This window comes from Pseudoalteromonas sp. JC3 (assembly GCF_030291895.1).
GTDB lineage: Bacteria > Pseudomonadota > Gammaproteobacteria > Enterobacterales > Alteromonadaceae > Pseudoalteromonas.
In genome coordinates this window covers 2,297,834-2,313,821 of record NZ_CP127855.1, presented here as the reverse complement: position 1 = coordinate 2,313,821, position 15,988 = coordinate 2,297,834, and the positions used below count along the sequence as shown (strand labels likewise).

The window sequence follows — 15,988 nt, the reverse complement described above, 5'->3', positions numbered from 1 at the left end:
TGATACGGTGTGACTATGTTTTTAGCTGCAACCAAATTGGCCGTTCACCGTCAGCAACTCAAGTCGCTTTGGCGTCATTATCAAAAGTTTAATGCACGCCAAGTAGTTGAGACTGGGCGTTTACATGCTCTTGAAAAACAACTATTAAATCATGTGTATACCTTAGCTGCGACGGACGAAGAACACTGGATAAATCGCTCCCAACTAGATTGTATCGCGCATGGGTCGATTGATGATGTATTTACGTTAACCCAAGAGATTGACTCACCTCAGCTGTTGTTACTTATTAACCATCTTTTTGGGACAAGAGCGCTTGAAGCCCAAGCTAGTGAAATCATCACGGCGATTAACAGCCAGCCTGCGCTTGCTGAGCTGCTCATTCATAACTTGTCAGCATGGCGCATTGATTTTGGTGATGCACTCAGACAGCGAATTTTATCAACAGATGAAAATTGGCCTACGAGCCTTATCTATTTAGCATTTAGTACGGCTAACTTGTCGCGCCACCAACTCATGGCCGCACTTGAACATAGCAACCCTGAAATTGCCTACACGGCATTGGTGAATATGTGGCTGTGTAATACAGAGCAACTTTCAGAGCACTTAGTGAAGCGGTTTGCGATGACCGATGATGCCGCGCTAAAAGCAAAACTATTGCAGCTGGCAGGTTTACTCGATGAGCCAAAATGGGATGAACCATGCTTACTTTATTGTCAGCATAATCCAAGCTACATTGCAGAAGTATTTCCGTACTTTTCTCATACCCGTTCGTTACAAAATCTAGTTAAGTTACTCGAAGCCCCCAGTACCGCTCGTCCGGCTTACGAGGCGTGGAAACAAATCACCGATCTCGACTTGCCTGAAGAATTCGCAATAAGTGATGCGCAAACTGGCATTAAATCTCAAAAATCGCAAAAATTACCCAGTTTTAAGCAAGCAGAATACGAACGCCAAGCCTTAATTACAGCAAATACCCAACATCAACTCGCAGGGCGTAAAGTCTCTGAGCCAGCGGCTTGGTTACAACAGGGATTGGCTGGCCTTGCTATACAGCGCAAGCTTTCCAAAATTTCCTCGCATGCACTTGGCGCTGCGCTTTTTTACATGCCGATGGCTTATCTTCAATGGCAATCAGTAAAGCAGGAGTTGAACCATGCTAGTGAATGAATCCGAGTGGCAAAGTAGCACGGTTGAGGCTTGGGATGAGGAAAAAGATCCCATCGTAGTCATCGCTGTGAAGCAAAACTTTGAATACGACGTAAATGGTAATGTGTATCCCGATCCAACTGGAGCGCCTGTTGTACTTGCTGATGACTTCGACGGTGAAGGGCTTGAAGCCTGCCTAACCGCCGTTAGCGAAGTTCAGCCCTATAAAACCGGTTTTGAAGTATACGGCGAATTGACCTGTTTTCCACCAACCGACAAGCAAGCGCGAGTGATTGAAGTTGGACTAAAACTCGGCTGTAACGACAGGGTATTTGTTGATAAATTACTTCGAGTTACTGGTGAGCGTGTGTGGAAGCGATCGCTATTCGGGCCCGTGGCGAGCGATCCACAAGTATTATCGTCCTGTGTATTAAATTATCAACTTGCCTATGGCGGCACAAGTCCGTCGGATGAAGAACAAGTTTCTACCCAAAATCCCCTCGGTCGTGGTTATAAGCTCAAAAATAAAGAAGCGAAAGGCCAGCCATTGCCACAAGTGGAGTATGCTAATCAGGTATTAAAAAAGCCGAGCCACGACACTGCGGTTGCAAGCTTTGCAGCGATCCCACCATTTTGGTCGCCAAGGGTGGATAAACTTCCTGAGGTTGACGAATCCCAAGCTTTAGCGGGCAAGTTCCCATTTAAAGCAGCAGTCCCTGCTGCGCATTATCAAGTCGCACCGCAAGACCAACAAACTTCAAACCCATTTAGTGATGGCTGGTGGATTGACATGATGGGCTTGACGCCAGATTTACCTTATGGACAAAGCCTAAAGCTAACGTTGCCCAGAATCGTACCTCGCTGTCGTTTGGTTAATGGCCCAGACGCCACGCCTATTGATATGCAGTGTGATACGCTGGTAATTGACTCGCAAACACAGCAGTTTTCATTAATATGGCGAGGAAGGGTAAAAAAGAGCCAAACAGGCAGTAACAGCGTGTTCTTAGTCGAAGTGGCACAAACTCAAGGAGTGGCACATGCAGTTTGAATTAATCGCGCTAGAAACCCCAGCCGGTAACCATCCTAGTGCTTTATATACCGCGGTCGCAAATAACATGCGCTTTTGCTCGCCAAGCAAAGCCATTGTTAGGTACGATATAAGCCTCGACGCGCCATACTTGCGCGCACAAATCGAAGAGATCTCGGTCACGTTACGTAAAGACCGCTGTTTAACCATTCTAGAATCTTTATTAAGCCAGACTAAGCAACGGCTTGATGGCAGTGCCAACGCGTGGGACGGCACCATTAATCTAATTACTGGCTACGCAAAATCAGAAGAGCCATATATCGAAGTGTCTGATGTTAGGACGCTTTGTGACCATATTGAGCTGAACGTTGATGATATTCAGTTGCATAAAACGCTTGATATTGATTCGCTCTCGCCAAATAGTCTCTATGTATTTGTAGATAGTTGCGTTGGTTATGATGAAGCGTCAAAACCAAACTGGGTAGGCAAGCTACAAGTTGTTGGCGGCCCTGAAGGTATTGTATTAAGTGAAGGCGGTTGCGTACTGCTTGGTACAAGCGCTAGTAAGACTTCATGCCAAACCAAAGCATATCAGGGCGGCTTAGGTGAGCTATTAAAAGAGCTGCACGCGGAGATAAACGAGCCTTATATTTCGACCCGCTTACTCAGTGAGCAGTGGCAAAGAGAATGGCTCAATGCCAGCCGCGCCTTGTACCAAGAGTATGACGCGTTAATAGAGCTAAACAACACTGCAAATACCATTGGGTATATTGGCGCTGGCCATAATGCAATGGGACTTGCGGTTGCCAGTAGTTATCTACATAACCCGTTAAATAGCCATATTGACAGAGTGTGGCTGATCACAGAGCAAGAAAAACCACAATTAATCTCAGTAACAAGGAGTGTGTTATGAGCTTTATCGCGGCAGTAAAAGGAAAAGAGCCAGATTCGATTCAGTACGATCAAGATGCCATGTCTGCGACGCTTCGAGTAGGCGGGAGTGTGTCGTGGCGACATAATAATCCTGCATTGTTAAAGCTTACTATCGCAGCGAAAAATAATGGCGCCATTGGCTGTGTAAATGGGATAGCCGTATTTCCTGACAAAGCCAGCGGTGAAAACGCATTTATAGATGAGATTGCGCGCGCTAAATATGGCGATATGATGCTGGGTGAAATGATAACCGAGTTTGCCAGTGACTATATTGTCCCACCGCCTAAGTGGAACGATGAAAAAAACGAGCCAATTCTACCTCATCAAGAGCCAGAGACTGGCATGGATATGCACATGCCCATTGACAACGCTCGGGCATTTTTAGATTTGGTTGAGCGCAAAATAGGATGGCAAGCTGGCACTGAGGAACAAATCGAAAAAGACACAGATAGCGAAGCACAGCAAGTCGGTATCGTGAGCGGCCAAAACGTATTAATTAATGGTCGCACCGCAGTTCATAAAGACAGTGGTGGCATGCTAAATACCATAGATGTGTGCTGGACTAAGATTGGTAAAGTTGTTGTGCCAATCCCTTATAGCAATCTCGCCAAATCAGGTGATGCAGCGAGCACGGCAAGCTCAGTAAAAATCAATGGCAATCCCGCAGCAAATATCAAAAGTAACTTTTCAAAAAGCACCGGTGATCAACCCGGTAAAAAGAAAGGCATTGCCAGTGGCACAATCAAAGGCAAAGCAGAGTTTATTACCAGCTCTTTTGATGTGTATATCGAAGGAAAACCCGCCGTGCGCCAAGGAGATCTTATGATCTCTAACAGTAAAAACACGCCACCTTCTCCCTTGAATCAACCGGGCGGTGCGACCCCTAGCTCACTGTCAGTGGCGAAAAGAGATGCAACCCCCGATAAATCAGGAAGTAAAAAGTTAAAAGTAAGCGTATCAGGTAAAGAGTATTACAAGGATGGAGTGAAACTAGGATGAGTGATTTTACAGTACCAGACTTAACGAATCTTGAAACTGCTCACAGAGAGCTGGTTTTTGAAGGGCTAGCAAACGACCAAGAGAAAGTGTCTTTGATGGTTGCTGATACTAACCCAGATCTTGGCACCTCGGGATACTACAAAATACCACTTGGTACTTCTTCGGCGAATGACACTGCACAAGATACAGAAGTGGAGTTGGTCCATATTTATCCGTTGAGAATGGGGATAGACGGAGAAGATCAGCTAAGAGAAGGATTTATCTATATTTACGTTGACGGACACTTATGGCGAGAGCTGGAAGTACTTCCAAGGGAAAATGGTGAAGGTGTCGCGTTTAAAGATGTCAATTTAGCCTTTCAAAAGGGTCATAAAGTTATTCGTGTTGCTGAATATTCTTATAAAAAAGATAACTATGGCAAAGAGTGTAGTGTAGACAATACAGAATTAGCACTTGAGATGGTTGACAAAGGTGAGCGAAAAGCCACTACAGAAGAGCTCAGTACCATCATCGTCCCAAACAAGTTGTATGGTCAACAGTGTAGTGTTGAAATTGCTTATTCAGAAACGCAATGGAGCTGGAAGCAAATTGAAGCATTTGGCGGTATGGCTGAAACGGATCCGCGTTTAAATTATGGACCAAGTGTAAAGCCCGGTCTTAACGGAGACCAAGCGACCAACAGACGTGCCAACAGAATGCAAAAACTCGATAAACTGGCAAGTTTTAAGCAGGGTTACGATAATTCGACATTACCCGATCACCTAGTTTTACCTGTTCCAGATATGTCAGGTGTGTATGTACCGGTACTAGCCGACAGTATAGGGTTAGCCCGTGACACCAGTGCCAGAGTTGCGATATATCGCAAGGAGTTGTTAAGCCTTCCGGTAACGTCAATACAACAAGATCCTGAATTTAAATCAGAGTCAAACACAGAACGTTTTGAACCTAGTCCAAACCAATTGGCAAAGCATTCGTTAGCAACTGCAATTCAGAGCACTTTCTTTCACTATCCAAAAGGAATAGAAAAGAAGAAGGCGCTCGGAGTGGAAGTTGATGAAGACGCTGAGGATCTTGCACAGCAGTATCGGGAGTATATAGAAGATAGCTTCAGCACCACTGAATTTAGAAAATATCTTCACACTGACCGCGCCTTTGAACTCGGTCTGCAAATTAATCAATCAAAAGCGAAGCTCTTTGAGATTATGAGCGACGAGCAAAAAAACAATTCTTTTTATTACTCCATTGAAGACTATGCCTACTACGATGATATACGCCGGTGCTTACTATACGCAGTATGCTCCGATGTACTCGGCCCAATGAAGGACTTAACCATTACCCTGATCAGTCATTTTGCGGTGTCAGACGATGATTTCAAAAAGTTAGATGAATTGGATGCGAATGACGTAGGGCAAGAGTGTTGGCTAAAAGTGATGGGGACGCATCCGACTGAAAGGCTAAGATTAATTGAGCTGCTCTATCCTAAAAAGATAAAGGATGAGATGACAGCGTATGAGTGCCGTCTTAAAGGTTCAAACGACGAGTTTGACACGCGCTTTGATCTTACGCTTATGCAAGATAACTTGCAGCCCTTACATGACCAAGACGCATCATATACAGATGCGGTAATACAAGTACTGCGAAGAGCCTCACAGGCGATGTGGGGATTCTTGGTGATTGGTCTCGAGGTGCCAACTGGATTAAATGCAGCGCAAGGGCAGGATATTAAATCGGTATACGGAGACCGTAAAGCTAAAGCAGAAACGCTAGCGCTTGATACAAATGCACTAAAAGATGAAAAAGTGGCACTAGAGCGCTCTATTGAAGCTAAACAAGCGGAAATTAATGCTTACATTAAAGCGCGTAACCAAATTTTAAATGCGGCTGTTGCAGGAGGGATGAATCCTGACTCAGTAGTGGCACAGCTAGACTTACAAATAAAACGCCAAGAGCAAGCATTACGTGATATCAAAAAAACTGCCTCCAATGTGCAATACCAACTAACGAATGCAAAGAGAGAGCTTAGTGCATTGTCAAGCTCTATAGAGTATGCAAAATCAGCTAGATTTGAAAACAGTGTCAGAGGGGATCTCTTTGGTCGATTTAAGCAATTGGTAGATGTTTCGACAAATGGTTTGATAAAAGAGATTAACCTGTCTATTGCAGATTATTTAGATGGCAATTTACCTGACGGATTTTTACCACTGGATTTTCAGTCAAAAGCTGAACGAGCATCTAAGCGCCTGAATGAGCTGGAGAAAGCGGCAGAGGCGTTTGCTGATAGTCATCAGAAGAATCTTGTAGCACACCCTTATGTCAGAACTGAGTTGGGTGGGGGACAGATTGTTCAGCAACAGTTAGATCATATTTTGTCTCTAGACGGCACGTTGGGTGAAATTGAAAAAACACTGCAGCGACAAAAAATAAAAGCCGAATTTGCACAAAAACGCTTACAGCAAAAAGTATTGGTGTTGGATGCGAGTAAGATTGAAAAGCTCGATCTCGAACTTTTAGATACAGAAAAAAGAGTCTCAAAACTTGAAAGTAAGATTGATGGAAAAAACTGGGAACTGGATAGTGTTAAAAAAGAAGTGGACTCCTTGGAGAGACTCTCAAAATTCAGCGTAAAACCTCAGGTTTACAATATAGCATTAAACGGCGCACTATCTTTTGTCGCCGCATTAGAGGTAGTTAATTTATTCGATACAATGAAAAATGCCAATGCAAGTGGACTTACAAAAGCCTCTGCAATTCTTGATTTTGCCGATATTATGATCAATATCGGTGCGAATGTGGTAGAAAAAAAAGCTGGATTACCAACCCCTAGGCAAGTAAACGCCATATTGAAAAACTCAGCATCGCATGTTTCAAGCATGGTCGTATTAAGAGGGGTATTGGTTTTTACAGCAAACGCGGTTTCCCTACTTGCCGCTGCCGTTAGCGCTTATGTTGCGTTTAAGGATGCGATGTTAGAAAAGGAAAGCGGAGATACTGCATTATATTATGCCAATATGACAATGATGGTGGGCTTTTTGTCACTAACCGCTTCGGCAAGCTTAGTCGCTGCAACACATTTAATTTCCGCCTTAAGTGTTGGTGCAGTCGCAACATTTGGCGCTATTGCAAGTGCGCTAGGGTTATTGGGTTTATTGATTGTCTTAATTGGTGCTGGTTTACTGCTTATTTTTCATGAGTCTGAAATTGAGGCTTGGCTAAATGCTTGTCCTTGGAGTAAAAAGCAACAACAAAAATATAAAGACGATAGCAATAAGTCATCCGCAGTTCGGGCGTCAACATGGCAACACAAAATGGAAAATGCGTTAACCGATTTTTATAGTATGTTGTACTCGCCTGCGATAAATATTCAAAGATTTTTAAGTGTGTTTAAAGTGCAGGTAAGCGCGCCCCTTACCAATGAATTAGAAGGGTTTTCTGCTCGTTTCTATTGGTCAAAAGAAGGTGATGATAAAATACAGGAGATAAATCATCATCAGTTGGCCAAGCTTAGCAGTGGTTGGAAGCTATACCCTAATCGAACCGGTTATTACTTTGAGTTCACAGAAGGAAGACTCTGTGAACTATTAAACCTAGAAGTTGGTAGCTCTATCGAGTTAATCATAGAGATAGAAAGCTATCCCAATGGTAAAGGTAAAAAAGTGATCGAAAGTGCAACTGAGTTGTACTCTTTACCAACGGTGGTGACCAAAAAAGACGATGGTTATTTGATTACGAATGGGGTTAGATACATTAAAGAACTATCCAGATTAAATCAAAAGTTCAGATTTCCTGAAAGGCCGCCAATAAGATAGAAGGAAACGAAGAATGAAAAAGATTGAAGAGATGACTCAAGAAGAGTTAAACGAATATTTAGAGGAAAGAGCTAAGGAAAGAGAACGATATAACCGTGAAGAAGCTACGGAAGAAGAAAAGAAAAAGGATGCTGAAATAGACGCATACTTTGATAGACAATTAGTTTATCGTCGGAGTGGTATTTTTTATGAAGAACTACCAAAAGATCATCTCCATAACTTAAGCTATGAGAAACGCTTAGCCAAGGCTGAAGAACTAAACGGTTGTAAGTTTAAAGACGCAAAACCCTGTAAAGACAGATTTGCGCCGAGAGATGACTTTAGTGGTGTAAGTTACCCTAGCCAATGCGATGGTCGGGTTGTTTCCGTACCGCGCTCACCGGGATTATGGTCTCTTAGGCTGCATGGGTTGGTATTAGGCCCTATTATTGGTATTTGTCTGCTAGGGGTAAGTATGACAGACGACAGTATGCCAGCTTGGCATTCATGGTTGGGGCTGTTTTTACTGACTGCATTCCCTTTAATAATGTACAAATTAGGGAATGCAATTCGTATTGTGGATGCAATCGAGTTTAACCGCCATACCGGACTGGTAAGAACGCCCTACACCTTATTCAGAAAGCCATTTTATATCCCCATAGAAGACCTAGAGTATGTTGTTGGTCCAGAAGTAAAAAATATGCGAGGCAGCGCATCAATGCAAACGGGTTACTTAAGTTGTAGAAAATACCCCGAGCACTATTGGTTTGGAAATCGTATAGGTATTGCGGGAGGTGGCGATACTCACGATTGGTCACAAATGAATAGGTTTATGGATATTACTCAACCAATCAACCGATATTACTATAAAGCTATGGAGTATACGTTTAAGAAGAATAAGAATGCTCACGGCAATGGTCCATTTCCAGAGGTGATGAAAAAGTACTTTGATGCAGATGACTGCCAAGTAAATCGCATGGAAGTGTGGTAGGGCGTTAATCATTACAGGTGCTTTCTAGTAGTCAGCTAAAAGGAGTTGTTGATGAAAAAAATTGAAGAGATGACTCAAGAAGAGTTAAACGATTACTTAGAGGAGAGAGCGAAGGAGAGAGAACGATATTATCGAGAAGAAGCCACAGAAGAAGAGAAAAAAGTAAGAGAAGAAATACGTGAATATGTTGATAGAGAGAGCAAATACCTTATTAGTGGTATCTATTTTGAGGAACTATCAAAAGATCATCTCCATAATCAAAGCTATAAGGAACGACTAGCCAAGGCTGAAGAACTAAATGGCTGTAAGTTTAAAGACGCAAAACCCTGTAAAGACGCGTTTGCCCCGAGAGATGATTTTGATGGTCCTGCACGTCTCTTTGGTGCATGGAATTGTGACGGTGAAAAAGTTGCGGTAGTTCGTCACCCAAGCTTAATACTTTTTCGAATGGTAATAACCATATTGTCTGCAATTGCGGGATTTATGTTGATTGTACTGACACTGGTTCATACATTTCCAGTAGACTATTTATACTTGAGTTTGGCAGGTCTTTTCATCACGCCTTTCTTGTTGTTTAAATTTTCTGACTCTTTGCGGTTTCTTGATAACATTGAGTTTAATCGCCATAACGGGTTGGTGCGAACGCCTTACACCTTGCTTAGAAAACCATTTTATATCCCCATAGAAGACCTTGAATATGTGGTGGGCGTTGAGGTGAAAAGTGCAAGAGGTGGCGGCTCGTTCCAAACGGGTTATCTAAGTTGTAGAAAGTATCCAGAAAAGTTTTGGTTTGGCCATGCGATTGGACTCGGAGATGGTGGAAACCTAAACGATTGGGCTCAGATAAATCGGTTTATGGACACTACCCAACCGATAGAAGAATATTACTACGAAATCATGGAGTATCACTATAAGCTCGATAAGAATGCCCACTTTAATGGCCCATTTCCAGAGGTGATGAAAAAGTACTTTGATGCCGACGACTGCCAAGTAAATCGCATGGAAGTGTGGTAGGGCGTTAATCATTACAAGTGCTTTCTAGTAGTCAGCTAAAAGGAGTTGTTGATGAAAAAGATTGAAGAGATGACTGAAGAAGAGCTGGATAGCTATTTGGCAAATAAAGCGAAGGAAAGAGAGCGATATTATCGAGAAGAAGCAACTGAAGAAGAAAAAGAAAAGAAAGCACAAAGAGATGCATACTTGGCTAGAGAGACAAGTTATCGTCGAAGTGGTATTTATTATGAAGAACAAACAAAAGACTACCTCCATAACTTAAACTATAAGGAACGACTAGCCAAGGCTGAAGAACTAAACGGTTGTAAGTTTAAAGACGCAAAACCCTGTAAAGACGCATTTGCGCCGAGAGACGATTTTGATGGCCCTACACGCCTCTTTGGTGCTTGGAATTGTGACGGTGAAAAAGTTGCGGTAATTCGTCACCCAAGCTTAATACTTTTTCGAATGGTAATCACCATATTGTCCGCAATTGCTGGGTTTATGTTGATTGTACTGACACTGGTTGATGTATTTCCAGTAGACTATTTATACTTGAGTTTGGCTGGTCTTTTCATCACGCCTTTCTTGTTGTTTAAATTTTCTGACGCTTTACGGTTTCTTGATAACATTGAGTTTAATCGTCATACCGGGTTGGTGAGAACACCTTACACCCTGTTTAGAAAACCATTTTATATCCCAATAGAAGACCTTGAATATGTGGTGGGCGTTGAGGTGAAAAGCGCAAGAGGTGGCGGCTCGTTCCAAACGGGTTATCTAAGTTGCAGAAAATATCCTGAAAAGTTTTGGTTTGGTCACGCGATTGGACTTGGTGATGGTGGAAACCTAAACGATTGGGCTCAGATAAATCGGTTTATGGACACTACCCAACCGATAGATAGGTACTACTACGAAATTATGGAGTATCACTATAAGCTCGATAAGAACGCCCACTTTAACGGCCCATTTCCAGAGGTTATGAAAAAGTACTTTGATGCTGATGATTGCCAAGTAAACCGCTGGAAAGTGTGGTAGAGGGTTAGTATTACAAGTGCTTTCTAGTAGTCAGCTAAAAGGAGTTGTTGATGAAAAAGATTGAAGAGATGACTCAAGAAGAACGGGATATTTATTTAATAGAAAGGGCTAAAGAAAGAAACAGAAAATACCGCGAAGAAGCTACCGAAGAAGAAAAAGAAGACTTTGCAAAAACTGACGCATATATAGATAGAGAAACAGGTTACCGTCTTAGCGGTATTTTTTATGAAGAACTACCAAAAGATCATCTTCATAACTTAAGCTATAAGGAACGCTTAGCCACGGCTGAAGAACTAAACGGTTGTAAGTTTAAAGACGCAAAACCCTGTAAAGACAGATTTGCGCCGAGAGACGACTTTAGCGGTGTAAGTTACTCGAGTAAATGTGATGGCCGGGTTGTTTCCGTACCGCGCTCTCCAGGGCTATGGTCACTTAGATTGCTTTCATTGGTATGGGGTCCTTTGGCTGGAATAAGTTTATTAGTAGTTAGTATGACAGACGACAGTATGCCTGCTTGGCATTCATGGTTAGGGCTGTTTTTACTGACTGCATTCCCTTTAATAATGTACAAATTAGGGAATGCAATTCGTTTTATTGATGCAATAGAGTTTAATCGCCATACCGGCCTGGTAAAAACGCCTTACACCTTATTCAGAAAGCCATTTTATATCCCCATAGAAGATCTTGAGTATGTTGTTGGTCCAGAAGTAAAGAACGCACGAGGTAGCGCATCGATGCAAACGGGTTACTTAAGTTGTAGAAAATACCCAGAACATTATTGGTTTGGAAATCGTATTGGGATTGCAGGGGGAGGTGATGTTCACGATTGGTCACAAATGAATAGGTTTATGGATATTACTCAACCGATTGACGAGTACTATCACAAATCTATGGAAATCCAGTTTAAGAATAACAGGAATGCTCACGGCAATAGCCCATTTCCAGAGGTGATGAAAAAGTACTTTGATGCCGACGACTGCCAAGTAAATCGCATGGAAGTGTGGTAGGGCGTTAATCATTACAAGTGCTTTCTAGTGGTTGACTAAAAGGAATTGGTGATGAAAAAGATTGAAGAGATGACTCAAGAAGAACTTGAAGAAATCATCAAAGAAGGCGACAAAAGAAGAGAGAGATATTATCAAGAAGAAGCTAGTGAAGCTGAGAAAAAAGAATTGGAGGAAATGCAAAGGTACTCAGAACGAAGGTTAAAATATATTAGAGAGGGAAATTTTTATGATGCGTTATCAAAAGACTACCTCCATAACTTAAGCTATAAGGAACGCTTAGCCAAGGCTGAAGAACTAAACGGCTGTAAGTTTAAAGAAGCAAAACCCTGTAAAGACGCATTTGCACCGAGAGACGACTTTAGTGGCGTAAGTTACCCTAGCCAATGCGATGGTCGGGTTGTTTCCGTACCGCGCTCACCGGGATTATGGTCCCTTAGGCTACATGGGTTGGTATTAGGCCCTATCATTGGGATTTGTCTGTTAGGGGTAAGTATGACAGACGACAGTATGCCAGCTTGGCATTCATGGTTGGGGCTGTTTCTACTGACTGCATTCCCTTTAATAATGCACAAAATAGGGAATGCAATTCGTATTGTGGATGCAATCGAGTTTAACCGTCATACCGGACTGGTAAGAACGCCCTACACCTTATTCAGAAAGCCATTTTATATCCCCATAGAAGACCTAGAGTATGTTGTTGGTCCAGAAGTAAAAAATATGCGAGGCAGCGCATCGATGCAAACGGGTTACTTAAGTTGTAGAAAATACCCCGAGCACTATTGGTTTGGAAATCGTATAGGTATTGCAGGAGGTGGCGATGCTCACGATTGGTCACAAATGAATAGGTTTATGGATATTACTCAACCAATTGACGAGTACTATCACAGTGCTATGGAGTATACGTTTAAAAAGAATAGGAATGCTCATGGCAATGGTCCATTTCCAGAGGTGATGAAAAAGTACTTTGATGCAGATGACTGCCAAGTAAATCGCATGGAAGTGTGGTAACGACGAAAAGTCAAAGTAGGTACGAGCAAGGCGTTAGTAAAGCGCGCATTCATTTTCGGCCGTCTAGAGTGCATGTTAAGTTTTTGTGGCTAGCAGCTGCATGTACTAAATGAGCCAAAATTTAGGAGATTATATAATGGATAAAAAATGGTTGTTACCATCGTTATTGGCATCGAGTAGCCTTTTGGTTGCTTGTGGGGGCGGAAGTGGAAGTGATACCGATCCGCAACCTGGTGATAACACAGGAACTAAAGGTTCAATAAAAGTCATTGTACAAGGCTTACCAGCTGGTGCAGATGCGGGCTTAACGCTAACAGGCCCTTCTAGCTATAGCGAAGACATTACAAGCACGACTACTCTAAATGCCTTAGCAAACGGGGAGTATAAATTAACGGCTACTTCTCGTTCTGTGGATCAAGCACTCTATCAGCCAAATGAAAACTCGGTTACTGTCGATTTGAGTGGTAATGAAGAAGAAACAATCACCATTACCTACCGTACATCAGTAAGTGCACAGGGAACTGTAACTGGGTTTGGCAGTGTATACGTAAACGGTGTGCGTTATGAGACGACGCCAGATCAACAAGCAAATCTAAAAGTGGGCATGCTGATAAATCTGCAAGGTAAGCAAGGCGCAGATGGCAATTTTGCAGTAGCTGACTCTATTATCTATGACGCAACTGCTAAAGGTGTGGTGACGGCAGTCGACTACGCCAAACAAACAATCACTGTTTTGGGTCAAGAATTTAGTGTTGATAAACGTACGAAATTAGAGGTAGCTTTCACAGAAATAACGACAGGTGATTTCGTAGAGATCAGTGCGTTGCATCAAGGGCAGGGTCAGTATGTTGCTACCCGCATTGATGTGGAAGAGCAAAATGGCGAATTTGAAATTGAAGGTAAGGTTGCTGAGCTAGATCTTGATGCGAAAACATTCAAATTAGGTATGTTGACTATAGACTATAGCCAAGCAACAGAAGTTGAAGGGACGCTTGAAAACAATGCAATAGTGGAGGTGGAAGCATCAAGTTTACCTATTGACGGTGTATTACTTGCAGACAGTGTAGAGGTTGATAGCAACGAGCCAGTATCAACAGGTGCGGTCGCCAAATTTGAAGGTATTGTAACTCAAGTCAGTGACGACACCTTCGCAATCGGCGGGCACAGCTTCACATTAAATGACGACACTGATTTCAAAAAAGGGGATGATGATGACCTGCAAATCGGTATGCGCGTATTTGTGCTTGCAGTTGCAACCGAAGAAGGTTTAATCGCAAAAAAAGTACGCTTTGATAAGCACTCTGAAATCGAATTAACTGGCGTAGTAGAAGATATTGACCTTGAAGCACAGACACTAACAGTATTTGGTAGCACCTATTTTGTGGATAGCTATACCCAGTTTGAAGATGACTCGGATGCAGAAGACATCGAACTTAAACTTGAGAAGCTTAGTGTAGGTGATGTCGTAGAAATTGAGGCATTTGGTTTTGAAGGTGCCTACGTTGTGAGAGATTTAGAGCGTATCTCTGCAAGCGATTTTGACGACCAGCAAGAACATGAGGTTGAGGGAAAAATCACGGCTGTTAATGCTGGCGAGCAAACAATCACAGTAGGCAAACTTGTCTTTGCCATCAATGGTGCGACAGAGCTGGAACTTGAAGATGATGTAAACCTCACGACATTTTTTGAACAAGTGGCAGCAGGTGATATCGCGGAAGTTGATTATGTGATCCAAGGAGACTCATTGATCGCAACTAAAGTTGAAGTTGATGACAAAGACGATGACTTCGATGACCGTAGATTTGAGCTAGAAGGTAAAGTGGTTAGTTTTAATCCGGTCGACGCAACTTTTAGTGTTGATGGTAAGACAGTATTTTTTGATGGAAATACTGAGTTTAAAAACGGCTTATTTGTGATTGGCGATGAAGTTGAAGTTACCGCTATTCAGCGTGCTGATGGTTCAATCTTGGCACTTAAAATTGAAATCGAGTCTGATGATGGTATTGAACTTGAAGTCGAAGGCAAAATCACAAACTTTGTCTCAGCGTCTGAGTTCATGGTGAATGGTGTCTCTATTGCAACTGATGGCAACACGGAATTTAAAGATGGCAGTAGCAGTAACCTAGGAAACGGTGTAACGGTTGAAGTAGAAGGCGTGTTAACTGACGACAATGTATTGTTGGCTAAAAAGGTCGAGTTTGAGGAAGATGACGTTGATGAAGTCGAAATTGCGGGCTTAATTGAGGACCTAGTCAAAAACTCTGCGTTTGATTACGAGTTCAACCTTGGTGCGCAGCGCGTTCAAATTACGGCAGATACAAAGCTTAAGAATGGTAATTTTGAAAAGCTTTCAAATGGCTTGGCAGTTGAGGTTGAAGGTTACACAACCGACGGTGTCACTGTTATTGCTAAAGAGCTCAAATTTGAAGCCGTAAAATATGTGGAGGTTGAAGGTCCAATCACACAAGTTGAGACAGATGAGGCGTTTTACGTCCTTGGCCAAAAAGTCAAAGTATCTGAGCAAACTCAGTTTAAAGGTGGCAGTCAATCTGATATTGCAACAGGCAAAAACGTTGAAGTTGAAGGCTATTTAGTAACTGAAAATGGTGAAACTTATATTCAAGCTGAAAAGGTAGAGTTCGAAGACTACGCCTATTTTGAGCTCGAAGGTAAAGTTGCAAACTTGTCTGGCGACCAATTTACATTATTTGGAATGACGGTTCATGTAACCAATGACACCGTATTCAAAGATGGCCAAAAAAGTGACCTTAGTAATGATGTTAAGGTTGAAGTTACCGCTCAAATGGTCGAAGGCACGATCATCGCGCTAGAAGTCGATTTTGAAGATTAACTATTGGTAAATGTAAAAGTCACAATTAAAGCCTCCAATGTGGAGGCTTTTTTGTTTATATTTCACTTTAAAATTAATTCGCTTCTCCTGACTTAGTAACGTCATATTTATCCCACTGAACTGCCATAAAAGCTTAGCTTTCCTGACTTTTTTCCCTCGTATAGTGACACCCGCCACGCAAAACGCAACGGTTTATACTGACTCGCTGTGCTT

The 15,988-nt window shown here is 42.4% G+C and carries 11 protein-coding genes; all 11 read left to right on the top strand.

Annotated elements, in window-relative coordinates; translation table 11 throughout:
• Window positions 1-15 precede the first annotated feature (15 nt).
• The 11 genes from QSH61_RS09655 to QSH61_RS09605 all read left to right on the top strand — a co-directional run bounded on the left by QSH61_RS09655 (window position 16) and on the right by QSH61_RS09605 (window position 15,775).
• Window positions 16-1,167, top strand: a complete 1,152-nt coding sequence (locus QSH61_RS09655) for a hypothetical protein (RefSeq protein ID WP_206473213.1) — start codon at window positions 16-18, stop codon at window positions 1,165-1,167.
• On the top strand, window positions 1,154-2,194 hold the full coding sequence (locus QSH61_RS09650; RefSeq protein ID WP_211200958.1) for a DUF2169 family type VI secretion system accessory protein: 1,041 nt from the start codon (window positions 1,154-1,156) through the stop codon (window positions 2,192-2,194). The genes QSH61_RS09655 and QSH61_RS09650 overlap by 14 nt, the downstream gene beginning before the upstream one ends.
• Entirely contained in the window at window positions 2,184-3,086 is a 903-nt protein-coding gene (locus QSH61_RS09645; protein ID WP_206473215.1) for a hypothetical protein, read from the top strand. The genes QSH61_RS09650 and QSH61_RS09645 overlap by 11 nt, the downstream gene beginning before the upstream one ends.
• Complete coding sequence (locus QSH61_RS09640; RefSeq protein WP_174168835.1) at window positions 3,083-4,105, top strand: DUF4150 domain-containing protein; 1,023 nt, start codon at window positions 3,083-3,085, stop codon at window positions 4,103-4,105. Before QSH61_RS09645 ends, QSH61_RS09640 begins: the two co-directional genes overlap by 4 nt.
• Complete coding sequence (locus QSH61_RS09635) at window positions 4,102-7,911, top strand: toxin VasX (protein ID WP_206473217.1); 3,810 nt, start codon at window positions 4,102-4,104, stop codon at window positions 7,909-7,911. Before QSH61_RS09640 ends, QSH61_RS09635 begins: the two co-directional genes overlap by 4 nt.
• A gap of 13 nt (window positions 7,912-7,924) precedes the next feature.
• Entirely contained in the window at window positions 7,925-8,881 is a 957-nt protein-coding gene (locus QSH61_RS09630; protein WP_206473218.1) for a hypothetical protein, read from the top strand.
• A 51-nt stretch (window positions 8,882-8,932) separates the two neighbouring features.
• A complete protein-coding gene (locus tag QSH61_RS09625; protein ID WP_206473220.1) occupies window positions 8,933-9,895 on the top strand; it encodes a hypothetical protein in 963 nt (320 codons plus the stop codon).
• 51 nt (window positions 9,896-9,946) lie between these two features.
• Entirely contained in the window at window positions 9,947-10,909 is a 963-nt protein-coding gene (locus QSH61_RS09620; RefSeq protein ID WP_206473222.1) for a hypothetical protein, read from the top strand.
• 50 nt (window positions 10,910-10,959) lie between these two features.
• Window positions 10,960-11,916: a hypothetical protein gene (locus QSH61_RS09615; RefSeq protein WP_206473224.1), complete on the top strand. Its 957-nt coding sequence runs from the start codon at window positions 10,960-10,962 to the stop codon at window positions 11,914-11,916.
• Window positions 11,917-11,967: 51 nt separating this feature from the next.
• Complete coding sequence (locus QSH61_RS09610) at window positions 11,968-12,924, top strand: hypothetical protein (protein WP_206473226.1); 957 nt, start codon at window positions 11,968-11,970, stop codon at window positions 12,922-12,924.
• 136 nt (window positions 12,925-13,060) lie between these two features.
• Window positions 13,061-15,775, top strand: a complete 2,715-nt coding sequence (locus QSH61_RS09605; RefSeq protein ID WP_010604809.1) for a DUF5666 domain-containing protein — start codon at window positions 13,061-13,063, stop codon at window positions 15,773-15,775.
• The last annotated feature ends 213 nt before the right edge of the window (window positions 15,776-15,988 follow it).